This is a genomic window from Bordetella sputigena (assembly GCF_965137885.1).
Classification (GTDB): Bacteria; Pseudomonadota; Gammaproteobacteria; order Burkholderiales; family Burkholderiaceae_B; genus Bordetella_C; species Bordetella_C sputigena.
This window is the reverse complement of record NZ_CBCSCA010000001.1, coordinates 381,954-403,227: the sequence shown is the minus strand read 5'-3', so window position 1 is coordinate 403,227 and position 21,274 is coordinate 381,954. Positions and strand designations below refer to the sequence as shown.

Genomic DNA, 21,274 nt, shown 5'->3' with positions numbered 1-21,274 from the left:
TATAGACCGCCGAAGAGCGGTTCCCCTGATCGCGAGTTTCGCCGTCCAGCGTCCTGGCGACCGGACATTTGCGTGCCATTTTTTGACATTCACGATTTGCCAACGATCATCATGTCCGCAAATGGCACAATTTTGTCTGGCGCGTCCGGCGCGATACTGCCAGTGTGGACATCATGAAAACCGATACCGAAAACCGCGACGGCAAAACCCGCATAGGCATGCTCGTCTTCCCCATGGTGACGTCGCTGGACGTCCTCGGGCCATTCGAAGTCCTGGCGCGCGCGCCGGACTGCCAGGCCGAACTGGTCTGGAAGAACCGGGAGCCCGTCAAGGGCGACACGGGCCTGGTCATCACGCCGGACAGGGGCTTCGACGACGCGCCGCAGTACGACGTCATCGTGGTGCCGGGAGGGCCGGGACAAACGCCCTTGATGGAGGACGCCACGGTCATCGACTTCCTGCGCCGCCAGGGCGCGGGGGCAGAACTGGTCACCTCCGTATGCACGGGATCGCTGCTGCTGGCCGCCGCGGGCCTGCTGGACGGCCGCAAGGCGACCTGCCATTGGATGTCCATCGACCAGCTTGCGCTGTTCGGGGTGCAGGCCGTGCCGGAACGCGTGGTGGTGGACGGCAATAGGATCACCGGCGCGGGCGTCACGTCCGGGCTGGACTTCGCCTTCACCGTCCTCGCCACGCTCCGTGGCGAAGAACCCGCCAAGGCCTTGCAGCTGATGATGGAATACGATCCCGCGCCGCCGTTCCAGAGCGGCCATCCCCGGGTCGCGGCGCCCGAGCTGGTGGAGAAAGTGCGCGCCTCCGCGCGCGAGATGCTCCAGCGCCGGATGGAGGTATCCAGGCGCGTTGCGGCGAACCGGGGCGGGCTAGCCCGATAGAGTGGGCACGATACGACGCGCCCTGGCCGTCACGCCTTGTTTTCCAACGCGGTGGAGGGCATCTGGACAGGCTCGAACATTCAGCATCACCGCCTGGGTTCTGCGCTGCCACGTTTATTGACACGTTATTACCGTGGTCGCTGATCAGTAGGATTCGCACCGACTTAACATCGACGGGCCGGATGAATGAAGGCGAAATAGGTTCCTATTGGCCTACCAGTGAGGAAACTCATGAGACATATGCGTCCAGTCCTGCGGGCGATACAAGTCTGCTTCGTTTTCGCTGCGCAAGCTTTCTCCTGCGCATACGCCGCTGGCGATACTGGAAAGGGCACTATTACATGGATAAACGCCACGCGATTTCCGTATACGGTGGAAAGAACCTCGGCCCGAGGATGTCTGATCAGTGGTGGCGACACATCTTTCACCGTCCCCGCCCGTACCGCCGATGATGTCGGGCGCCACTCGTACGAGATAGAGCTTCCCACGGATGACTCGTGCCAATTCACAAAGTTCTACATCTCCTGGAAAGTCACCCAGACGTTCAGGCATGGTCGCACGGTGGTAGGAAATGTCGCGTACGAAGAGTACTTTACAGGTAGTACCACGGTGGCATCCGCCAGCCTGGACTACTTCGCCGGCACGCAGGACATGACGTTCCGCGTTGCCTGCGGGGATGACGACAAATACTGCCCCAATGATGAAACCGACACCGTGGGCGTAAGGGTAACGAAGGTCGTTATCCTGCCCGTCGTCGATGCGGATCTGCTGCGATTGCGCGGCCGGGAACTCTTCGGGGGAACCTGAGGAACCGATGATGTTTCCGCGGGACGAAAGCGCTCTCAACACCTTCCATGAGGTTATGGCGATGCATATTTCGTCCGTGATGAGTGCCCCATCTTCCGCGACACCTGACTTGCCTACATCCCGACCCTTACAGGCCGGGGAGGCCTCACTCACGTTGTTCGCCGCGGATACGTTCGAGACGGTGCAGAGCGACAGTGCAGGATGGCAATCGTCCCCCTCGCATGACGTGCATACATTGTCCCGCCATCGGCGCCAGACCGGCACTGAAGCTGTCGTCAATATGGACGACAGCTTATGGAACGTCGCTGCACGATTACGGATTCCTGGCGCGAGCATTTGCCAAGCGGCAGTGGCGTTGTGGCGCGCCAATCCTGACGCTTTCGAGGGCAACGACATCTCCCGGCTGAAGGAGGGAACGACACGGCTTGTTCGCCCCGCCGACGCGGTAGTCCTGGCGATCGAGAACAAGGAGGCCAAGCACACCTGCTCTAACATAAAACCGCGAGATCAGAATGCGCGCAGGCTTCAGCCCGAGACCGTGGAACTGGTGTTCTTCGGCGATACCATCACCCGCATCGCCAACCGATTCGACGTGCCAGGCGCAACGCAGTATCAGAAGATGGTCGCCATCTTCGAAACCAACGGCCATGCCTTCAAGGATGGCGATATCAAAAAACTAAAGACCGGTGTAGTGCTTACGCTGCCCAGCGCGGAACGCGTTGCAAAGGTGAGTGGCAGGCTGGTAGCCGACAAAACGCTGATCCGCGGCTAGGCATACTCGGGGCGAGCATGCATATATCCATGGCTCGCCGCGCTATTGCGGCTGGCCCTGCTGCAGCTCCACGGTGGATATTTGGCAGTTGCTATATGAATCGATGCCCGCCTTGAATTGGAGCCGTCTCTGGTAAGCGATATCAAGCAGCCGATTGATATTCGCATCCGGAGAAAACGACTTCCACGCGGGCTTGCAGGGTAGCGCGCCACCGAAATCCGCGTCGGTCGCAGCCTTGAACGTGTATTTGTAAATATACTGACTGCCGTCCGAGGCCCAGTTCCCCTTTATCGCCGTAACGGTCAAGATGCCTGTGTTGGTCTTGGCATCCGCGGATGCCAAAGGAGAGAAAACCATCAGGGACAGCAAAAGAAGTGCTCTTTTCATTGCCTTATCTCCGCTATAACAGCGACGCCTTGGAACTGCTTGCCGCATATTTATGGTCGGCCAAAAACAGGGCGGCCCGCCTGAACGCAAGCACCGCCACCCGTGTCACTGCTGCCATTCCACCGTCGTTATGTAGCAGTTCGAATCTGGTGACAATATCCCTATCTTGATCGGGATATTCGACAGGTAGGCCTGTTGAAGCAGGTTATTTACGTTGTCATCGCCCGCCAAAGCCCACCACTGGTCCTTGCACTTTTGCCCGTCCCCGGTACCAAAGTCGCCGGCAAACCAATAACGATAGGCCTTTCCATTATTCCCGTCCGCGGCCCAACTGGCCTTGATGGCCAGCACCGTCAGCACTCCGGTATTGGTGTTGGCATCGGCGAGCGCCCGCGAACACCAGAGCGCCACGAACAACCCTAAAACAAAGAAGCCCCGTCGCATCACACACCTCTGGAAAAAAGGATTCGTAAACCGGCCAGGACGCGTATGCGTCTACTGCCATTCCACCGTTGTGACCACGCAGCCCACCGACCATAGCCCAGCCTTGATCGCCAAGCCAGCCAGGTACGCCCGCTGGAGAAGATTGTTTATGTTTACGTCGGCCGATGTAACCTTGTATTCGCCAGAACAGGAGGACGGCGCGCTACCGAAATCTCCAGACAAGGTATACCAGTAGGTGGTGGGACTGCGATCAGCTGCCCAATTCGCTTTTATAGCCACGACTTCCAATACGCCGGTGTTCGTACTGACCTCGGCGAACGCGGCCCGATCACAGGCGAGCAGGAAAAGGAAAACAAGCAAAATTTTCTTCATGACCGGGTGCCCTTGAGAAATGAAGGCTCCATCCTTGTACTCGCGCGCTTACATCCTAATCCAGACACTCAGGCGCAACGTCTCTGGGGCCGTAATGTCGTGTGATGAAAGGTGAATGGGATATCGGAAGAACACGTTCCACCAAGGTTATCGGTATGCGACATGAGGTATCCCACAAGAGAGAGCACCGTCACTGGGATGTTCAGGACCTACCGGCACACCGGCAACCGTCGGGCGAACGACTTCCCGCCTGCCGTGCCGGTACCCATCCCCCCTCCCATAGCTTGCTCGCAAAGGGCCGTTCCGGGCTGTATGAGGTTCCAGTGAGTTGATAGGACGGCTACGGCACTGCCGTATAATTGCGCGCTACGCTGGTGTCCGCGGCGCCTATGCCTGTTCAGCGAAGGCGCCATTCCTCAATAGATCCAGATCATGAACGAAACAATCCCGCCGGCGCATGCCGCCCGGCGGCAGTCGTCGCGCATCAGCGAAGCGCGCAGCCGCGTCGGCCTGCCCCAGGCGGACTTCGCCGAGCTGCTGGGCGTCAGTGTGCGGACCTTGCAGGATTGGGAGCAGGGCCGGCGCAATCCGTCCGGCGCGGCCAAGACGCTGCTGCAGGTGGCCATGCTGCACCCCGAAACCCTGCGCGATTTGCCGCGCTGGCATGCGGACGACTCCGGCATGCCGCCGCTTTGAACTCCGAAACGAATATCCCGCCGCGTGGCCTGGACCCGCGCGCGTAACTACGGTGAACTAGATTGGAAATCCTGGAAAAATCGCGCGCCGGTAACGGCTCCAGCAACACGGCGACCGGCAAGGCCATGGGCACGTCCCCGGCGGGCGATGGCGGCGGCCACGCCGTCGCTAACGGCTCGGCCGATGACGGCAAGGGCAGCGGCCGCGCGCCGCGCGTGGGCTTCGTCTCGCTGGGCTGTCCCAAGGCGCTCGTCGACTCCGAACGCATCCTGACCCAGCTGCGCACCGAAGGCTACGAAGTCACGCCTTCCTACGACGACGCCGACGTCGTGGTGGTCAACACCTGTGGCTTCATTGATAGCGCCAAGGCCGAATCGCTGGAAGCGATAGGCGAAGCGCTGGCCGAGAACGGCAAGGTGATCGTGACCGGCTGCATGGGCGTCGAGGAATCCGTCATCCGCGACGTGCATCCCAGCGTCCTGGCGGTGACGGGCCCGCAGCAATACGAGCAGGTCGTCCGCGCGGTGCATCAAGCCGCGCCGCCCAGCACCGAACACAACCCTTACCTGGACCTCGTGCCGCCGCAAGGCGTCAAGCTGACGCCGCGGCACTATGCCTATCTGAAGATTTCCGAGGGCTGCAACCATCGCTGCAGCTTCTGCATCATCCCGTCGATGCGCGGCGATCTGGTCAGCCGGCCGGTGGGCGACGTGCTGAACGAAGCCGAACGGCTGGTGAAGGCGGGCGTCAAGGAATTGCTGGTGATCTCGCAGGACACCAGCGCCTACGGCGTAGACCTGAAATACCGCAGCGGCTTCTGGAATGGCCGGCCGGTCAAGACCCGCATGACGGAACTGTGCTCGGCGCTGTCGGAGCTGGGCGTGTGGACGCGCCTGCATTACGTCTATCCCTACCCGCACGTCGACGAAGTGATTCCGCTGATGGCGGAAGGCAAGATCCTGCCCTATCTGGACATTCCCTTCCAGCACGCCAGCCCGCGCATCCTGAAAGCCATGAAGCGTCCGGCCTTCGAGGACAAGACGCTGGCGCGCATCAAGAAATGGCGCGAAGTCTGTCCGGACCTGACGCTGCGCTCCACCTTCATCGTCGGCTTCCCGGGCGAGACGGAAGAAGACTTCCAGTACCTGCTGGACTGGATGAGCGAAGCGCAACTGGATCGGGTCGGCTGTTTCCAGTATTCGCCGGTGGAAGGCGCGCCCGCCAATGCCTTGGGCAACGCCGTGCCGGACGAGGTCAAGCAGGAACGCTGGGAACGCTTCATGGCGCACCAGCAGGACATCTCGGCGGAACGGCTGCAGGCGCGCGTGGGACGTGAGATCGAGGTACTGATCGACGAGGTCGACGAAGACGGCGCCATCGGCCGCAGCAGCGCCGATGCGCCGGAAATCGACGGCAGCGTGTACGTGGCGTCGGAAAGTCCGCTCAAGCCAGGCGACTTGATCCGGGCCACGGTGACCGACGCCGACGAATACGATTTGTGGGCCGACGCGATCGAGCGTTGATGTCCGCGCCGATGCCGGGCCGCCGGGCCCGGAAGTCGGCGGCCGATGTCCGGCGTGGGGCGGATCAGTCCAGGAAGTCCGACAGATCGTCGGCGTGTTCTTCCTCGACGGCCAGGATCTCTTCCATCAGGCGACGCGTGGTGGGGTCGTCTTCGCCGATGTAATCGACGATCTGCTTATAGCTGTCGATGGCGATCCGTTCGGCGACCAGGTTTTCCTTGATCATGTCTTCCAGCGTGGAGGCTTCGACATACTCGGAGTGGCTGCGCTTGGCCAGGTTGGCCGGATTCATATCCGGTTCGCCGCCCAATTGCACGATGCGTTCGGCGATGCGGTCGGCGTGCTGCTGCTCTTCCGTGGCGTGCTCGGCGAATTCCGCGGCGACCGGTTCGGCGTTCATGCCGCGCGCCATGAAAAAGTGGCGCTTGTAGCGCAGCACACAGACCAGCTCGGTGGCCAGGGCCTCATTCAGCAAGCGCAGAACGGTTTCGCGATCGGCGCGGTAGGTCTCGGTCACGGCGCCGTCTTCCAGGCCCTGGCGCGCGCGCTGGCGCAGCGCCTGAATATCGACGTGGAAATCGGCCTTCTTCGATTGGGTGGGCATATCCATATTGGTACTCTCCTTGTCTAGGGCGTTGGACAAAAAGTGGCGGCCTTTGCCGCCTTGCTCGATTGCAGATACGCACCGTCGGATGCGAACCGGTGCTGTGTCCAAACGTATCGCCGTCCCCCGGGTACCGCCGGAAAATATGCGTAAACTACCGGGCTTCGGTCTTAGGTTCGGGGCGTACGCAAGTTTCGCGCCCGGCCTTTCACGCTCCCGCGCCGGGGTCTTACGCGCGCCGCGCGCCCCGGCCGCCGGGACGCCGGCCGGCGGATTGCCGCCACCATGATTACAAGCGATGCAAGCATGAAACTCGAAAACATCTGTGTGTATTGCGGCTCGAACGCCGGCCGCCAGCCGGTCTATGCCGAAGCCGCCCGCGCCTTCGGCCGCGAGTTGGCGCGGCGCGGCCTGACCCTGGTCTACGGCGGATCCAGTTCCGGCATCATGGGCATCCTGGCGGACGCGGTGCTCGACAGCGGTGGCCGCGCCATCGGGGTGATTCCCGAAGCGCTGGTCAAGAAAGAACTGGCCCATCGCGGCCTGACCGAGCAGCACATCGTGACGTCCATGCACGAGCGCAAGACCTCGATGGCGGAAAAGGCCGATGGCTTCGTGGCGCTGCCGGGCGGCGTCGGCACGCTGGAAGAAATCTTCGAGACCTGGACCTGGGCGCAGCTGGGCTTTCACGCCAAGCCCTGCGGGCTGTTGAACATCGCCGGCTATTTCGACCACCTGACCGCCTTCCTGGACCACACGGTGGAAGAAGCCTTCATGCGGCCACAGCATCGCGCGATGCTGGCGGTGGAAAGCGACCCGGGGCGGTTGCTGGAGCGTTTCGCCAGCTACACGCCGCCCACCATATCGAAATGGATAGAGCCGGCCAAGTAAGTGAAAGCGATGCAATCAATGCGACGCAACGAAAACCACGATGAAGACGGCCTGATGAAGACAACCACCGAACAGCTGCTGCGCGATTACTTCCATGCCAAGGACGAAAATCGTCCCTGGTATATGGCCCGGGCTTTCGCGCCGGATGCGCGCCTGAGCATGGTGCTGAAGACGCAGGCCATCGACTTCCCGAGCGAAGTCGCGGGCGAACCTGCCATCGCCGATACGCTGTCGCGCGCTTTCGGGCAGACCTACGACAATGTCTACACCTTCTACCTGGACCGCCCCGCGCCGGGCGCGGTGCTGGATGCATTCAGCTGCGACTGGATGGTGGCGATGACGGAAAAGGCCACCGGCAAGGTACGCGTGGGCTGTGGCCGCTACGATTGGCGATTCCAGGCCGATCCGCACCTGGTCAAACACCTGACCATTACCATCGAATCCATGGCGACGCTGCCCGCCGACACCATGCCGGTGGTGTTCGGGTGGATCACCGCGCTGCCCTACCCCTGGCTCGAACGCGCGGCGCTGGACGGCATGCCTGCCGTACCGGGCCTGGAGAACCTGCGCTGGCTGACGCGCTGAATCGCGGGAGCAGCAGCGCGCAAAGCACGCGCAGGGCGCGGAACAGGATGTCCGGATACCGCGGCCGGACAGGGTGACCAGGATCACGACTCCAGCCGCACCATGTGATGGCGGATCATCAGCGGGCCGGCGACTTCCTGGCGCCATAAGCCCTGTCCCAGCGGCGTCAGCCGCACATCGCTGGCCAGGGACGCAAAGCTGCGCACCGGGTCCAGCTTGACGGCCGAGCCATCGAAGGCCGTGGCGGTATCCAGCCTGTACCAGTAGGGATTGAGCCGTACGGTATACGAGCCGTCCGCCATCCGTTTGATGTCGGTACGCGTGTAAGCCATGCCTCCGGGCATGACCGCCAGGCCGTCGTCCATCCTGATGGGCCCCTCCTCTCCCAGCTTATAGAGTCCGTGCAGGAAACCGGCCACCGCGGTCTGCGTCAGATAGGTCGTCAGCGCCGTCGTGTCCGGACCGGCCAGCTTGCGCAGCGCCAGCAGTCCGCGTTCGACGCCCGGCACATGCGAGTCTTCCCCGGCAAGGGCGCTTGAACTGGCATACGGCAGGTAGGCGCCGTGGCGATCGACACCGCTGACGGAGAACTGCGACGTGATGCGCGTGATCCCGTCCATCAGCAGCTGTTCATCGATCTCCACGACGGTGGCGCCGCCGGGACCGGAGATCTCGTACTGCATGACGGCCTTGGCTTTCAGCTCGTCGTCCAGCAGCTCGGCGGCGAAGCGCTCGTGTTGCGCGCGGTTCATGACCAGCGCACAGCGGCCGCGCACCGGGTCGTACCTGACCCCGAAGTGATCCATGACGGCCCTGCGGAAGTCAGGCGTCCAGGCATCGATGAATGCGTCGGACCCGGCGACGCTCGAACCGGGGCCCGGCGCGTCTTCGCCGTCGGGAATGGATGCGGCCTGCAGGGCTTCCATCAGCTGGGAGGCAAGGCGCAGGCGGCTGACCGCGTGCGATTCCAGTTGCTCTCGCCAGTCGCCGTTGGGGGGCGGATGGACATCCAGATCCTGTATCAGGGCGGAGGCCGCATCGTTCAAGCCATCGTGCAGGATATATCCGGACTGTGCCAAGGCCGCTTCGGCATCCCGGCGCCGGCCCGCGTGATGGTCGCGGAAGCGGCGCCACGCCAGGGCGGCGATGTCCTTGCACAGGCGCATCGTGTCGTCGGCGGTCATATCGGTGAAGCTCGCGCACTCGGCGCAAGCGGACGCGGCACACTCCGCGCCATCGCGCAAGGCGCGTAGGGTATGGGCAGGATCCGATGCGTCGCGCGCGAAGGCCTGCGCCACATCGGCCAGGTGATCGGCGGCCATCTCGATATGCGGCGCGGCGCGTTCACGGGCGACGGCGGCCAGGGCGCGCTTATCCAGGGACAAGCCGTATGGCCCCAGGGCCGGCTGTGCGATGCGCAGGCAGGCCGCCTCGCTGCCGCACAGGCTCTTGATGCACGCGTAATCCAGAGCGACCGCGAATTGGCGGTGGGCGGCCGCGGTGGCCGGATCGCCATGAAAATCGGAGGACCCGCCAGGCCCTGGCGACAAGCGATGAACGGCGCGCCGGATGGTGGCCCGCAGATCCAGCTCGATGTGCGGCGGAATGAGCAGTCCTCCCGGCAGGCAGTCGCTGTCCCAGGCCTCGACCGCCATGGCCAGCGTTTTCAGGCCGTGCGCGATGGGCCATCGCTGGTCGCCCGCGCTGTGGATTTCCAGTTCGCGGCGGCAGGTGAGCAGCGTGTCCAGATAGCGCTGCGCGAGATTGTCGCGCACCTTGCCCAGGAGCGCCGCCGCGCCCGCGTACTCGGGCGCGGCGCTTTCCATCGCCAGCAGCAGTTGCGTCAGCGTCCGTATGTCCAGGTGGCCGGCGAAGGCCAGGACATCCTTCAGCGGCTTGCCCAGCAAGGCCGCGGCGATCAGCCGAGGCGCGAGCGTGGCGCTGCCGCCGGGCGCCAGCATGCCGGCGTAGCCGACGCTGTCCAGGCTTTTCTCCAGCGATTCGGCGGCCAGGTCGTAGACGGCCTGCGGACGGCGGCCCTGTTCCAGCTGGAAGTCGACCAAGCGCGACGTGGCGTGGACGAAGTAATCCAGGCGTTCGCAGACCGTGCGGTTTACGGCCGCCTGGAGCGCGCCGATAAGGTCGAGCCGCTGCCGCCATATCTCCGGCGATGCGCGCAGATGACGCAAGGCCTGTGCGACCGCGCATTGCGGACGGGCGTCTGCACCGGTGACGCCTGGCCGCGGCGCCAGATGTGTCGCCAGGACTTGCAGTTCGATATGGGACAACTGCCCCAGGGCGGTGCCGAGCAGGCCGGTGCCGGCGCGCGTTCCCCCGGTACGGTGAAGCGCGGTCGCGAGGCGGGCGCATGCCAGGTCCAGCGCATGGCCGTCCGCGCGCGCGGGCAAGGCCTGGACGACCTGCTTCAGCGCCGGGAGCAAGGCACGGCGCGCCAGTTCGCCGTCCAGCATGGCGGAAAATCCGGCCCAGGCCTGGCGTGCCGGGTCCGCCTTGGGCGCGAGCATGACCCAGGGAACCGGACCGCGGGTGGCGCTGCCCAGCGACTGCCGCAGCGTTGCGAGTTGGGCGGTATCGGCGCGCGACAGATAGTTTTCCGCGATGCGGCGGAAGACATGGGCGTGCGCCTGCCGTGAGCATCTGCGTGTGACGCGCTCGTACAGGCGCTGCATATCGTCGTGGCCGACGGGGGCGCCGGCGCGCGCTTGTGACCACTTGGTCATGGCCCGCACCCGATCGGCGCTGCCGGCCCTGGCGTAGACCAGGGATAGTTTGCCGCGCAGGCTGTGCGTCTGGCGCATGTCGGCGATCAGCGCCTTCAACCGTTGCCGGCGGCCAGGCCGCGCGCGGAAGCCGACGCCGGCCGAACCCGCCGTCGTGGTGTCCGTGGGATAAGTAGCGCTACGGACCGAACCCCAACCATCCACCGCCATCATGTTCTCCTGTACGGCGCCTTGCACGTGGCGCTCGCGGCGCAACCGGCCATCGTAAGAGGCGGCGGTACCGGCGGCCATGGGCGGGTGCATATTGCGGCAGATTCCTAGGAGAAATGGTGGGGCCGGGCATCCGGGCGCCGGGCATCCGGGCGCCGGGCATTCGACCCGCGCGCAGTCGGGACACGCGGTATCCAGGCGCCGGGCGCCCGGGTGCGCACCTGCGCTACGATGGCAGCGCTGCCGCCAGGGCGCGCCCGGCGGCCGGACCCAGCCTATCGATCACGAATCACGCCATGAACATCGACGACGCGCACCGGATTGCCGACCTGGACGCCCTGACCGCGCTGTACGGGCAGCCCAAGGACACCTCCGTACTTAAAGAAAGCGCAACGCTGCATCCAAACTACCGCGCCTTCATCCGCGCCGCGCCCTTCGTCGCGCTGGCGACCAGCGGCCCCGGCGGCCTGGATGTCTCGCCGCGCGGCGATGCGCCGGGCTTCGTGGAAATCCACGACGAACAGACGCTGCTGCTGCCGGACCGCCGCGGCAACAATCGCGTCGACAGCCTGCGCAATGTGATCGCCGATCCACGCGTGGCGCTGCTGTTCCTGATCCCAGGTATCGGCGAAACGCTGCGCGTCAACGGACGCGCGCAGATCACGGTGGATCCGGCGTTGCTGGACAAACTGGCGATGGACAGCAAGCCGCCGCGCTCCGTGCTGGTCGTGCACGTGGAAACCGTGTTCTTCCAGTGTTCGCGGGCGGTGGTTCGGTCGCGGCTATGGGATCCCGCCACGCAGCTGCGGCGGGATGCGTTGCCCAGTACCGGACGCATACTGCGCGATCTGATCGGCAGTGGTTTCGATGGCGAGCAATACGACCGCGAACTGGCGGATCGCGTGAAAAAGACGCTGTATTGAAGAAAGCGCCTTATCGAAACGTTGGGCCCAGGACTGCCTGAAGGCCGCGGGCGACAGCGCTATTCCTTGGCCTGCCAGCCGCGCACGAAAACGTCCACGGGCTGGCGCTTGCCGCCGGCCTTCTGCAATTCAAGCAGGCGCAGGATGCCATCGGCGGTGGCGATGTCGATACCCGCGGGCAGTGCCCGCAACACCGTGCCGGGCACAGTGGCCGATTCGCCGGGCAAGGCCTGCGCGCGCCACACCTTGACGGGATCGTCCAGCCCCGGCAGACGCACGGTGGCGCCGGGCACCGGGTCGAAGGCCCGCACTCGCCGGGCCAGCGTTTCCGCGGACAGCGAGAAATCCAGCGCGGCTTCGGCCTTGTCCAGCTTGGCTGCGTAGGTGACGCCCTGGTCCGGCTGCGGCGTCGGCGTCAAGCCGCCCGCGCTCAAGGCAGCCAGGGCCTCGACGATAGCGGCGGCGCCGGCCGTCGCCAGATCGTCATGCAGCGCGGCGGCGTTCTGCTCGGGACCGATGGGAACGCGGCGCACGAGAAGCATGTCGCCGGTATCCAGGCCGGCGTCCATTTGCATGATGGTTACGCCGGTTTCCGTATCGCCCGCTTCGATGGCGCGCTGGATGGGCGCGGCGCCGCGCCAGCGCGGCAGCAGGCTGGCGTGAATGTTCAGGCAGCCATGGGGCGGCAGGTCCAGCACCCACTGCGGCAGGATCAAGCCGTAGGCCGCGACCACCATGACGTCAGGTTCGGCCGCCCGCAATTGGTCGCGGGCCTGGGCGGCCTCTTCCGGATAGCGGCCGTCCAGGCGCAGGCTGCGTGGCTGATCGACCGGAATGCCGGCGGCCAGCGCCGCCTGCTTCACCGGACTGGGCGTCAACTTGAGCCCGCGCCCGGCTGGCCGGTCGGGCTGCGTCAGCACCAGCGGCACCGTATGCCCGGCCGCCAGGATCGCTTCCAGCGCCAGACGGGCGAAATCCGGTGTCCCGGCGAAAACAACGCGCATCGTTACCCTACTCGTTCTGCTTTGCGCATCTTGGTCTTGATGCGGTTCTGCTTCAGCGGCGACAGATATTCGACGAACACCTTGCCGTCCAGGTGATCGAGCTCGTGCTGCACGCAGACCGCCAGCAGGCCTTCGGCTTCCATCTCGTAGGGCTGGCCTTCGGCGTTCAGCGCCTTGAAGCGGATGCGCGCGGCGCGTTCGACTTCGTCGTAGATGCCCGGCACGGACAGGCAGCCTTCTTCGTAGGTCTGCCTTTCTTCGCTCTTCCAGGTAATTTCCGGGTTAATCAGCGTCAACAGCTGACTGCCGTCCTCGGACACGTCGATGACGACGACGCGCTCGTGCACATCGACCTGGGTAGCCGCCAGCCCGACGCCGGGCGCGTCATACATGGTGTCCGCCATATCGCGGACCAGCCGGCGGATGCGGTCGTCCACTTCCGCCACCGGCTTGGCCTTGATATGCAGCCGCGGACTGGGATAGTGAAGGATGTTGAGCAAAGCCATGGAAAGCGGTGCATCCCGCGGCCGCGCTCGAGCGGGCGGGAAACAGGATCGGGTGGTTGGGATAACTGTAATGATAATTCAACAAGGGTTTGATTTCTAATAGTTTCCGGCTAACAGCCACATAGCCGGATCGGTCGTCACCCGGGCGGCGACCCGGTTGCCGAAGCCTCCGCGGATGAGCTCCGCCGGATGGATATTCCGGTCACTGCGCCGAACACCGGACAGCCGCGATCGTGCGACACTGCGCGCATGCCTCTGGACACCTCACGCGACGAACTGGCCGCCTGGCTGCGGCTCTCCCTGGAACCCGACCTGGGCGTGATGGGAGCCATCGGCCTGCTCAGCGCCATCGGCCTGCCCGAGCAGATCTATGCCCTGGGCGCCGCCGCGCTCGCACGCCATATCCCGCAGGACCTCGCCCGCCAGCTGGGCGCGCCGCCCGCGCCCGCGACGGCCAGCCTGATCGACGAGACGCTGCGATGGGTGGAAGGCCCGGACCGCCACATCATCACACTGGCGGACCCACGCTACCCGCGGGCGCTGCTGACCACGGCGGATCCTCCCCTCTTGCTGTACGTCCGCGGCGAACCGGCGCGCATGGCCGGACCAGCCCTGGCGGTGGTGGGCTCGCGCAGCGCGACGCCCGGCGGCGCCGAAAATGCCCGGGCTTTCGCCCGCCATCTTGCCCAGCACGGCTGGTGCATCGTCAGCGGATTGGCGTTGGGCATAGATGCGGCCGCCCACGAGGGCGCCCTGGATGCCGGGTCCGCGGGCGCCGGCACCGTGGCCGTCATGGGCACGGGCATCGACCGGATCTACCCGCCGCGTAACGCGGGACTGGCGGAACGCATCGCGGCGCATGGCGCGCTGGTGTCGGAGCTGCCGCTGGGCAGTCCGGCGATTGCCAGCCATTTCCCGCGGCGCAACCGGCTGGTGGCCGGGCTTGCGCAAGGCGTCCTGGTCGTGGAGGCCGCGCGCCAGAGCGGTTCGCTGATCACCGCCCGCCTGGCGGCCGAGAACGGCCGGGAGGTATTCGCCATCCCGGGCTCCATCCATTCGCCGCTATCGCGCGGTTGCCATGCGCTGATACGGCAAGGCGCCAAGCTGGTCGAAACGGCGCGCGACATCACGGACGAACTGGGCGATGCGGCCGGCGCCGCGCGTAGACAAAAAGCGGATGCGCGTGCCGCGGACGCCGCGGCCGAGGCCAGCGACGGCTCAGGCCGGTACGATGCGCGGGACGTGAAGGGACGCGCCGCCGGCACGGACGTCCCCGGCGAAGACGGTGCCGACGAACACGCGGCGGACCACCGCGCGGCGGCCGGACAGGATCGGGCCGATCATGACGCCGCTGCCGCCGCCGGCAAGCCGGCCGGCGCCCAAGCGGCCGTCATGGCCGCCCTGGGCCATGACCCCGTCCATCTGGACACCCTGCTTGAACGCACCGGCCTGGCCCCCGCCACGCTCTCGGCCCGCCTGCTGGAACTGGAATTGGCCGGCGTGGTTGCCCGCCTGGATGGCGGTCGTTTCCAGCGTTTGGCTGGCGCGCGACGCGCCGCCAAAGGCTAATATCCCGCTATATCGCCGCATTCAGTCCAGGAATACGCCATGCCTGCTCCCACCCGCGTCAAAATCGTCGAAGTATCCCCGCGCGACGGCCTGCAGAACGAAAAGGATTTCGTTCCGACCGACGTCAAGATCGAACTGGTGAACCGGCTCGCCGCGGCCGGCTTTCCGAACATCGAAGCCACGTCCTTCGTCTCGCCCAAGTGGGTCCCCCAGATGGCCGACGCCGCGCAGGTGATGGCCGGCATCGAGCGCAAGCCCGGTGTCATCTATTCCGTATTGACGCCCAACATGAAGGGCTTCGAAGCCGCGCGCGATGCCGGGGCCGATGAGGTCGTGATCTTCGGCGCCGCCAGCGAGGCCTTTTCGCAGAAGAACATCAACTGCTCGATCGCCGAATCCATCGCCCGCTTCGAACCGGTGGCGGCCGCCGCCAAGGCCGCGGGCCTGCGGCTGCGCGGCTCCATCAGTTGCGCCCTGGGCTGCCCCTACCAGGGCGAGGTGCCGGTGGCCGCCGTGGTCGACGTGGCGCGGCGCTACCTGGCGCTGGGCTGCGACGAGATCGACGTCGCCGACACCATAGGCGTGGGCACGCCCAGGCGCGTGCGCCAGGTCATGGACGCGGTGACCGCGGTGGTCGATCCGGCCCGGGTCTCCGGCCACTTCCACGACACCTACGGCCAGGCCGTGGGCAACATCGCGGCGGCGCTGGAAAGCGGCATCGCCATCTTCCATGCATCGGTGGCGGGGCTGGGCGGCTGTCCCTACGCCAAGGGCGCCACCGGCAATGTGGCCACCGAAGACGTGCTGTACCTGCTGCGTGGCATGGACATCGATACCGGCATCGATTTCGACGCGGTCGTCGACATCGGGCAATGGATGTCCGCGAATCTGCACCGCAAGTCGTCCAGCCGCGCGGGCAATGCCGTCGCGGCCAAGCGGGCCGCCTAGCAGCGTGCATCCATCCATCAGCCACCCGCTGGAGGCGCCGACGCGCACCCCATGAACCGCCCCGCCGAGCCGCCTTCCTACATCCCGCTTGCCGCCTTGCTGCAAGAGATCGGCCCGCTGCCGCTCAACGGCCAGGCCTGGCCCGACTGGGTGAAAATCCTGGCCTGGATACTGCTGGCCGCGCTCGGCTGGGAGATCGTCACGACCATCATCCGGCTATACAGCGGCGCCTTGAGTCCGCTGCTGCTCGGCGGGGTGCTGGTGTGTTTCCTGGCCTTGGCGGTGGTAGCGTGGTCCATGCAGACCTCCATCACCACGATAGACAGCCAGGGCCTGCGGCAGACCTGGCTGACGAAGCGCGAAATCGCCTGGGAGGATATCGGCAGCGCGCGCTTCGTGCCGATGATTTTCTCCAAGCGGCTGATGGTGATCAGCCGTTCGGGCAGGACGATGACGTTCCAGGGCGGTACGCGTGAACTGGAACGGGCCTTCATGCATATCGCCGCCACTTACCAGGGCAAGGCGCCGCGCGCCGATCTCAGCGGATAGGCAGCGCGTACATCAGCCCGCCCTTGTTCCACTGCGCATTCAAGCCGCGCTGCAGCTTCAGCGGGCTGCCCTGGCCGACGTTGCGCTCGAAGCTTTCGCCGTAATTGCCCACCTGCTTGACGATGTTGTAGGCCCAGTCTTCGCCCAGGCCCATGTTCTTGCCGGCGCCGGCCGTCACGCCCAGGATGCGCTTGACGTTGGGGTTTTCGCTGCTGCTTTTCAGCTGGTCGACGTTGGCTGACGTGATGCCGTATTCCTCGGCTTCGATCATGGCCGACAAGGACCAGGAAACGATGTTCAGCCAGTTGTCGTCGCCCTTGCGCACGAAGGGGCCGAGCGGCTCCTTGGAGATGATCTCGGGCAGAACGACATAGTCATCGGGATTGTGCAGCTTGGAAATGCGGATGGATGCCAGGCCGGACGCGTCCGTGCTGAACACGTCGCAGCGGCCCGCGGCGAACGCGTTGACCACCTCGTTGAATTGCTCGATGACGACCGGCTTGTATTCGATGCGGTTGGCGCGCGCCCAGTCCGCCAGGGTGTTTTCGTTGGAGGTGCCGGCTTGCAGGCACACCGTCGCGCCGTTCAATTCCTTGGCGCTTTTCACGCCCAGCGACTTGGGCACCATGAAGCCCTGGCCGTCATAGAAATTGACGCCGGCGTGGATGATGCCCAGCGCCGTATCGCGCTGCTGCGTGACGGTAGTATTGCGCGCCAGCAGATCGATCTCGCCGGATTGCAGCGCGGTGAAACGCTGCTGGGCGTCCAGCGGCACGATCTTGGTTTTGTTGGCGTCGCCCAGGACGGCCGCGGCCACGGCGCGGCACAGGTCGACGTCCAGCCCATGCCATGCGCCCTTGGCGTCCGGCGCGGAAAAGCCGGCGAAACCGGTCGTGGTGCCGCACAACACCACGCCGCGCTGGCGCACGGTGTCCAGCGTGGCGCCATGGGCGGCCTGGGCCGCCAGCGCGAACAGGACGGCGCCGGCGAAAGCCGGCAGACCGAACAAACGGGAGATGGATCCGATACGCATGAGTTTTCCTTCTTGGATGCTGCCTGGATGCGTTAAGCGGCGCCCGTCGGTGGGGCCGCCAGCCGTCAAGCTTAACGCGCCGGCATCGATCGGTGAACCTGAAGCTTCTAAGCTCAAGCGTAGTTGCGTGTGTCGGCGATGACCTTGCCGTCATTGGGCAGGCTGTCCGGTTCGCACAGGACGACGTCGGCGCGCAGCTTGGCGACGTCGCGCACCGATCGCGCGATGGCCTCGGCCAGGCCGGCCGGCGCGGCGCGGGCTTCGACGTGCAGGGTCATCGTGTCGGCGCCGATCTCCCCGGCGATCACCAGGCGCGCGCGCAGCGCTTCGGGATGCCGGCGCAGGATGTCGGCCACCTGCGAGGGATGCACGAACAGCCCGCGCACCTTGGTGGCCTGGTCGGCCCGGCCCAGCCAGCCGCGGATGCGCGTATTGGTGCGGCCGCAGGGCGACAAGCCGGGCAGCACCGCGGACAGGTCGCCGGTGCCGAAGCGCACCAGCGGGTAATCGGGATTGAGCGTGGTCACCACGACTTCGCCGACCTCGCCGTCAGGGACGGGATCGCCGGTGCCCGGGCGGACGATTTCGACGATGATTTCCTCGCCCAGCACCAGGCCTGCGCGGGCCGGGGTTTCGTAGGCGATCAGGCCCAGGTCGGCGCTGCCGTAGGCTTGATAGCCGTCGATGCCGCGCGCCGACAGGCTGTCGCGCAACGCAGCGGGGAAGGCCTCGCCGGACACCAGCGCGTGGCGCAGCGAAGGCAGCGCCACGCCCATTTCGTCGGCCTTTTCCAGGATGATCTTCAGAAAGCTCGGGGTGCCGGTATAGGACGCCGGCGCCAGGTCGCTGATGGCGCGTACCTGCTGTTCGCTTTGTCCGGTGCCGCCGGGAAATACCGTGCACCCGATGGCATGGGCGGCCGTCTCCATCATCGAGCCGGCGGGCGTGAAGTGGTAGGAGAAGCAGTTGTAGACCAGTTGGCCCGGACGGATGCCGGCGGCGTACAGGGCGCGGCCGAAACGCCAGTAGTCGCGGCGAGGGCTCTCGGGTTCGTAGATGGGGCCGGGCGATGCGAAGACGCGCAGCGCCTCGCCCCAGCCGATGGCGGAAAATCCGCCCATGGCCTTGGCGGCGCTGCCTGCCGCCAGACCACCGCCGGCCGCCCGGCCATCGCTCGCCCTGCGCCCGCCACCTGCCGCCACGCCGATGCTGGGCGTATGGCCGTCGCCTGGCGCCGCGCCCCGCCGCTCCATGCCGCCGTCGCGGCTGGCCTGTTGCCGCGCCAGCAGCTCGGACTTGCGCAGTACCGGCAAGGCGGCCAGGGCTTCGCGCGACACGACGGCGCGTGCGTCCACGCCGGCCAGCTGCGCGGCGATCGCCGGCGCGCGGGCCATGGCCTGCGCGATGGCATGCGGCAGGGCCGCCATCAATTCATCTTCGCGGGCCTCCGGCGGCCGCGTTTCCAGCGTATCGAAGTAGGCGGCATGGCGCATGATGTCGGGCTCCGGCGATCCGTGGCTGGGTTTCTACAGGGAACATCAGGCCAGCCACCGCTTGCGGCGGCGGTAGAACTTGGTGTCGCGGAAACTGCGCCGCGCGCCACTGGAAATGCCCAGATAGAACTCCTTGACGTCTTCGTTGCTGCCCAGCGCGGCGGCATCGCCGTCCATCATGACGCGGCCGTTTTCGAGGATGTAGCCGTAGTCCGCGTAGCGCAGCGCGATATTGGTGTTCTGTTCGGCCAGGAGGAAGCTGACGCCTTCGCGCTGGTTCAGGTCGCGCACGATCTGGAAGATTTCCTCGACGATCTGCGGCGCCAGGCCCATGGAGGGCTCGTCCAGCAGGATCATCGCCGGGCTCGCCATCAAGGCCCGGCCGATCGCGGTCATCTGCTGTTCGCCGCCCGACGTGTAGCCGGCCTGGCTGCCGCGCCGCTGCTTCAGCCGGGGAAAGTACTGGTACACCCGCTCCAGCGCGGCTTCCGTATCGGCGCGGCCGAGCCGGCGCGTGTAAGCGCCGGTGCGCAGGTTTTCTTCCACGGTGAGGTGGGCGAAGCAATGGCGGCCTTCCATCACCTGCACGACGCCGCGCCGCACCAGGTCGGCCGGCGACAGCCGGTCGACCCGTTCGCCGCGATAGCGGATGCTGCCCTTGGTGACTTCGCCGCGCTCGCCGCGCAGCAGGTTGGATACCGCGCGCAGCGTGGTCGTCTTGCCGGCGCCATTGGCGCCCAGCAGCGCCACGATGCGGCCTTCCGGCACGCACAGCGACACGCCCTTGAGCACCAGGATGACGTGGTTGTAGATCACCTCGATGCCGTTGACGTCCAGCAGCGCGGCAGGCGGCGCGGCGGCTTCATTGCTCATGCGGTACTCCTTGCGGCACGGCCGCGGGCCGCGGCGTGGAAACGCCGCGTATCGGCCAGGACAAGTGCGCCACGGCGCTCACCCCTGGGCCCCGCAATTGACCGGCGTGATGTTCTTCTCCTTGGCATACTTGGCCGCCGTTTCCTTGACCAGGGGATCGACCATGCTCTTGTCGGCCTGGTACCAGTCGGAGACCACCTTGAACTTGGCGCCGTCCCATTGCACGATGCGCGCCCAATCGGCGCCCAGGTGGTTGGCGCAGGACGTCCTGAACGGACGGACGATCTCGCCGAAGCCCAGCTGGTTCAGCCGTTCCTGCGTCAGGTTCAGGTTTTCGAAACCCCAGCGCACCTGCTCCGGCGTCATGGACTTGCCCTTGCCATATTTTTCCTGTGCGGTGCGTATGGCTTCGACCTGCAGCATGGAGATAATCATGCCGCGCATATGGGCGATGGTGCCCACCGAATTGCCGGTCCTGTCGCTGCCGTCGCCCTTGTCGTAGACGAACTTCTTCAGGTCCTGCGACACCTTGCCGGGTTCGCCGCTGTTGTGGATGGTAATGGCGTTGTAGCCCTTGGCAACGGCGCCCAGGTCCTTCACGTCGCCCTCGGATCCGGCCCACCAGATGGCGTACATCTTTTCGCGCGGATAGCCGCTGGCCTGGGCTTCGCGGATGGCGGTCGGCGTCATGATGCCGGCGCTCCACAACAGCACGTAGTTGGGCCGCGACTGGCGAATCTGCAGCCACGTGGATTTCTGCTCCACGCCGGGGGCGGTGACCGGATAAAGCAGCAACTCGAAGCCGTCCTTGGCGGCGCGCCGCTGCAGCAGCGGTATGGGTTCCTTGCCGTAGGGCGAATCGTGATAGACCAGGGCGATCTTCTTGCCCTTGAGATTGCCGCCTTCCTTCTTGGCGATGTCCTGGATCATGGTGTCGGCGGCCGTCCAGTAGGTGCCCAGCAAGGGGAAATTCCACGGGAAAACGGAACCGTCGACGGCCTGCGACAGGCCATAGCCGACGGTTTCCACCGGCACCTTGTCCAGGGGCGCCTTGTCGCTGACCGCGAAGGTGATGCCGGTCGACTGGGTGTCGAAGCCCGAGGCGCCGGTGGGCGCATGCGTCTTCAGGCGCTCATAGCACTCCACGCCGCGATCGGTGGCATAGGCGGTCTCGCATTCCTCATAGGTGATCTTCACGCCGTTGATGCCGCCGTCGCGCGCGTTGACCAGCTTCAGATAATCCAGTTTGCCATCGGCCCACGGTATGCCCAGCGGCGCGAAGGAACCGGTGCGGTAGACCAGCAGCGGAACGAACTGTTCGTCCGCCCAGGCGGGCAGGCTGGCCGAGCCCAGCACGGCGGCGACGCCGGCCGCGGCCGCCGCGAGTCGAATATTCAAGCGCTTCATCTCCATGTCCTCCTGGGTGGTGTGCGGGACACCGGTTTTATCTC

The 21,274-nt window shown here is 65.6% G+C and carries 22 protein-coding genes; 11 read left to right on the top strand and 11 right to left on the bottom strand.

What is annotated here, in order from left to right:
* Nucleotides 1-173 precede the first annotated feature (173 nt).
* From ACNA0R_RS01915 to ACNA0R_RS01905, 3 genes are all read left to right on the top strand, one after another.
* Nucleotides 174-893: a DJ-1/PfpI family protein gene (locus tag ACNA0R_RS01915; RefSeq protein WP_415824187.1), complete on the top strand. Its 720-nt coding sequence runs from the start codon at nt 174-176 to the stop codon at nt 891-893.
* Between the two features lie 609 nt (nt 894-1,502).
* On the top strand, nt 1,503-1,700 hold the full coding sequence (locus tag ACNA0R_RS01910) for a hypothetical protein (RefSeq protein WP_415824186.1): 198 nt from the start codon (nt 1,503-1,505) through the stop codon (nt 1,698-1,700).
* Nucleotides 1,701-1,761: 61 nt separating this feature from the next.
* Complete coding sequence (locus ACNA0R_RS01905; protein WP_415824185.1) at nt 1,762-2,472, top strand: FimV/HubP family polar landmark protein; 711 nt, start codon at nt 1,762-1,764, stop codon at nt 2,470-2,472.
* A 42-nt stretch (nt 2,473-2,514) separates the two neighbouring features.
* Here the strand turns inward: ACNA0R_RS01905 and ACNA0R_RS01900 are convergent, their stop codons facing one another.
* From ACNA0R_RS01900 to ACNA0R_RS01890, 3 genes are all read right to left on the bottom strand, one after another.
* Nucleotides 2,515-2,859, bottom strand: coding sequence for a hypothetical protein (locus tag ACNA0R_RS01900; protein ID WP_415824184.1), 345 nt, complete (start codon nt 2,857-2,859; stop codon nt 2,515-2,517).
* A 105-nt stretch (nt 2,860-2,964) separates the two neighbouring features.
* Complete coding sequence (locus ACNA0R_RS01895) at nt 2,965-3,303, bottom strand: hypothetical protein (RefSeq protein ID WP_415824183.1); 339 nt, start codon at nt 3,301-3,303, stop codon at nt 2,965-2,967.
* A gap of 51 nt (nt 3,304-3,354) precedes the next feature.
* Nucleotides 3,355-3,675 (bottom strand): hypothetical protein, encoded by a 321-nt coding sequence (locus tag ACNA0R_RS01890; protein WP_415824182.1) that lies wholly within the window; start codon nt 3,673-3,675, stop codon nt 3,355-3,357.
* A gap of 432 nt (nt 3,676-4,107) precedes the next feature.
* Here ACNA0R_RS01890 and ACNA0R_RS01885 point away from each other — a divergent pair, with 432 nt between their 5' ends.
* Both ACNA0R_RS01885 and rimO read left to right on the top strand, forming a co-directional pair.
* Nucleotides 4,108-4,371 carry a helix-turn-helix domain-containing protein gene (locus ACNA0R_RS01885; RefSeq protein WP_415824181.1) on the top strand — a complete coding sequence of 88 codons (264 nt, stop codon included), beginning with the start codon at nt 4,108-4,110 and terminating at the stop codon, nt 4,369-4,371.
* A gap of 62 nt (nt 4,372-4,433) precedes the next feature.
* Nucleotides 4,434-5,894, top strand: a complete 1,461-nt coding sequence (gene rimO, locus ACNA0R_RS01880) for a 30S ribosomal protein S12 methylthiotransferase RimO (RefSeq protein WP_415824180.1) — start codon at nt 4,434-4,436, stop codon at nt 5,892-5,894.
* Between the two features lie 64 nt (nt 5,895-5,958).
* On the opposite strand, the gene ACNA0R_RS01875 is transcribed toward rimO, so the two are convergent.
* Complete coding sequence (locus ACNA0R_RS01875; protein WP_415824179.1) at nt 5,959-6,504, bottom strand: ferritin-like domain-containing protein; 546 nt, start codon at nt 6,502-6,504, stop codon at nt 5,959-5,961.
* Nucleotides 6,505-6,804: 300 nt separating this feature from the next.
* Here ACNA0R_RS01875 and ACNA0R_RS01870 point away from each other — a divergent pair, with 300 nt between their 5' ends.
* Together ACNA0R_RS01870 and ACNA0R_RS01865 are read left to right on the top strand one after the other, a co-directional pair.
* Entirely contained in the window at nt 6,805-7,389 is a 585-nt protein-coding gene (locus ACNA0R_RS01870) for an LOG family protein (protein WP_415824177.1), read from the top strand.
* 54 nt (nt 7,390-7,443) lie between these two features.
* Nucleotides 7,444-7,974, top strand: coding sequence for a hypothetical protein (locus tag ACNA0R_RS01865; protein WP_415824176.1), 531 nt, complete (start codon nt 7,444-7,446; stop codon nt 7,972-7,974).
* A gap of 83 nt (nt 7,975-8,057) precedes the next feature.
* Here ACNA0R_RS01865 and ACNA0R_RS01860 read toward each other — a convergent pair whose 3' ends face one another.
* Nucleotides 8,058-11,018 carry a hypothetical protein gene (locus tag ACNA0R_RS01860; protein ID WP_415824175.1) on the bottom strand — a complete coding sequence of 987 codons (2,961 nt, stop codon included), beginning with the start codon at nt 11,016-11,018 and terminating at the stop codon, nt 8,058-8,060.
* 203 nt (nt 11,019-11,221) lie between these two features.
* On the opposite strand from ACNA0R_RS01860, the gene ACNA0R_RS01855 reads away from it, so the two are divergent.
* Complete coding sequence (locus ACNA0R_RS01855; RefSeq protein ID WP_415824174.1) at nt 11,222-11,848, top strand: pyridoxamine 5'-phosphate oxidase family protein; 627 nt, start codon at nt 11,222-11,224, stop codon at nt 11,846-11,848.
* A gap of 59 nt (nt 11,849-11,907) precedes the next feature.
* Here ACNA0R_RS01855 and fmt read toward each other — a convergent pair whose 3' ends face one another.
* Both fmt and def read right to left on the bottom strand, forming a co-directional pair.
* Entirely contained in the window at nt 11,908-12,852 is a 945-nt protein-coding gene (fmt, locus tag ACNA0R_RS01850; RefSeq protein ID WP_415824173.1) for a methionyl-tRNA formyltransferase, read from the bottom strand.
* A gap of 2 nt (nt 12,853-12,854) precedes the next feature.
* Nucleotides 12,855-13,358, bottom strand: coding sequence for a peptide deformylase (gene def / locus ACNA0R_RS01845; RefSeq protein WP_415824172.1), 504 nt, complete (start codon nt 13,356-13,358; stop codon nt 12,855-12,857).
* A gap of 249 nt (nt 13,359-13,607) precedes the next feature.
* On the opposite strand from def, the gene dprA reads away from it, so the two are divergent.
* From dprA to ACNA0R_RS01830, 3 genes are read left to right on the top strand one after another with little or no spacing between them, the layout of a single operon-like run.
* Nucleotides 13,608-14,927: a DNA-processing protein DprA gene (gene dprA, locus ACNA0R_RS01840; protein WP_415824171.1), complete on the top strand. Its 1,320-nt coding sequence runs from the start codon at nt 13,608-13,610 to the stop codon at nt 14,925-14,927.
* A 39-nt stretch (nt 14,928-14,966) separates the two neighbouring features.
* On the top strand, nt 14,967-15,875 hold the full coding sequence (locus ACNA0R_RS01835) for a hydroxymethylglutaryl-CoA lyase (protein WP_415824170.1): 909 nt from the start codon (nt 14,967-14,969) through the stop codon (nt 15,873-15,875).
* A 51-nt stretch (nt 15,876-15,926) separates the two neighbouring features.
* On the top strand, nt 15,927-16,424 hold the full coding sequence (locus tag ACNA0R_RS01830; RefSeq protein ID WP_415824169.1) for a hypothetical protein: 498 nt from the start codon (nt 15,927-15,929) through the stop codon (nt 16,422-16,424).
* Here ACNA0R_RS01830 and ACNA0R_RS01825 read toward each other — a convergent pair.
* The 4 genes from ACNA0R_RS01825 to ACNA0R_RS01810 all read right to left on the bottom strand — a co-directional run bounded on the left by ACNA0R_RS01825 (nt 16,414) and on the right by ACNA0R_RS01810 (nt 21,236).
* The gene (locus tag ACNA0R_RS01825; RefSeq protein ID WP_415824168.1) at nt 16,414-17,457 is read right to left on the bottom strand and encodes an amino acid ABC transporter substrate-binding protein; all 1,044 of its coding nucleotides are present in this window, start codon (nt 17,455-17,457) and stop codon (nt 16,414-16,416) included. The genes ACNA0R_RS01830 and ACNA0R_RS01825 overlap by 11 nt on opposite strands.
* Before the next feature lie 113 nt (nt 17,458-17,570).
* On the bottom strand, nt 17,571-18,950 hold the full coding sequence (locus ACNA0R_RS01820; RefSeq protein WP_415824167.1) for a phenylacetate--CoA ligase family protein: 1,380 nt from the start codon (nt 18,948-18,950) through the stop codon (nt 17,571-17,573).
* Nucleotides 18,951-18,995: 45 nt separating this feature from the next.
* The gene (locus tag ACNA0R_RS01815) at nt 18,996-19,823 is read right to left on the bottom strand and encodes an ABC transporter ATP-binding protein (protein ID WP_415824166.1); all 828 of its coding nucleotides are present in this window, start codon (nt 19,821-19,823) and stop codon (nt 18,996-18,998) included.
* A gap of 78 nt (nt 19,824-19,901) precedes the next feature.
* Nucleotides 19,902-21,236 (bottom strand): ABC transporter substrate-binding protein, encoded by a 1,335-nt coding sequence (locus ACNA0R_RS01810; RefSeq protein ID WP_415824165.1) that lies wholly within the window; start codon nt 21,234-21,236, stop codon nt 19,902-19,904.
* Nucleotides 21,237-21,274 lie beyond the last annotated feature (38 nt).

Excerpts from the sequence above, each read along its gene's own strand:
- ACNA0R_RS01915 (WP_415824187.1), top strand. The coding sequence starts at position 174 with ATGAAAACCGATACCGAAAACCGCGACGGCAAAACCCGCATAGGCATG.
- ACNA0R_RS01905 (WP_415824185.1), top strand. The coding sequence starts at position 1,762 with ATGCATATTTCGTCCGTGATGAGTGCCCCATCTTCCGCGACACCTGAC.
- ACNA0R_RS01900 (WP_415824184.1), bottom strand. The coding sequence starts at position 2,859 with ATGAAAAGAGCACTTCTTTTGCTGTCCCTGATGGTTTTCTCTCCTTTG.
- ACNA0R_RS01895 (WP_415824183.1), bottom strand. The coding sequence starts at position 3,303 with ATGCGACGGGGCTTCTTTGTTTTAGGGTTGTTCGTGGCGCTCTGGTGT.
- ACNA0R_RS01890 (WP_415824182.1), bottom strand. The coding sequence starts at position 3,675 with ATGAAGAAAATTTTGCTTGTTTTCCTTTTCCTGCTCGCCTGTGATCGG.
- ACNA0R_RS01885 (WP_415824181.1), top strand. The coding sequence starts at position 4,108 with ATGAACGAAACAATCCCGCCGGCGCATGCCGCCCGGCGGCAGTCGTCG.
- ACNA0R_RS01875 (WP_415824179.1), bottom strand. The coding sequence starts at position 6,504 with ATGGATATGCCCACCCAATCGAAGAAGGCCGATTTCCACGTCGATATT.
- ACNA0R_RS01870 (WP_415824177.1), top strand. The coding sequence starts at position 6,805 with ATGAAACTCGAAAACATCTGTGTGTATTGCGGCTCGAACGCCGGCCGC.
- ACNA0R_RS01865 (WP_415824176.1), top strand. The coding sequence starts at position 7,444 with ATGAAGACAACCACCGAACAGCTGCTGCGCGATTACTTCCATGCCAAG.
- ACNA0R_RS01860 (WP_415824175.1), bottom strand. The coding sequence starts at position 11,018 with ATGCACCCGCCCATGGCCGCCGGTACCGCCGCCTCTTACGATGGCCGG.
- ACNA0R_RS01855 (WP_415824174.1), top strand. The coding sequence starts at position 11,222 with ATGAACATCGACGACGCGCACCGGATTGCCGACCTGGACGCCCTGACC.
- fmt (WP_415824173.1), bottom strand. The coding sequence starts at position 12,852 with ATGCGCGTTGTTTTCGCCGGGACACCGGATTTCGCCCGTCTGGCGCTG.
- def (WP_415824172.1), bottom strand. The coding sequence starts at position 13,358 with ATGGCTTTGCTCAACATCCTTCACTATCCCAGTCCGCGGCTGCATATC.
- dprA (WP_415824171.1), top strand. The coding sequence starts at position 13,608 with ATGCCTCTGGACACCTCACGCGACGAACTGGCCGCCTGGCTGCGGCTC.
- ACNA0R_RS01835 (WP_415824170.1), top strand. The coding sequence starts at position 14,967 with ATGCCTGCTCCCACCCGCGTCAAAATCGTCGAAGTATCCCCGCGCGAC.
- ACNA0R_RS01830 (WP_415824169.1), top strand. The coding sequence starts at position 15,927 with ATGAACCGCCCCGCCGAGCCGCCTTCCTACATCCCGCTTGCCGCCTTG.
- ACNA0R_RS01825 (WP_415824168.1), bottom strand. The coding sequence starts at position 17,457 with ATGCGTATCGGATCCATCTCCCGTTTGTTCGGTCTGCCGGCTTTCGCC.
- ACNA0R_RS01820 (WP_415824167.1), bottom strand. The coding sequence starts at position 18,950 with ATGCGCCATGCCGCCTACTTCGATACGCTGGAAACGCGGCCGCCGGAG.
- ACNA0R_RS01815 (WP_415824166.1), bottom strand. The coding sequence starts at position 19,823 with ATGAGCAATGAAGCCGCCGCGCCGCCTGCCGCGCTGCTGGACGTCAAC.
- ACNA0R_RS01810 (WP_415824165.1), bottom strand. The coding sequence starts at position 21,236 with ATGGAGATGAAGCGCTTGAATATTCGACTCGCGGCGGCCGCGGCCGGC.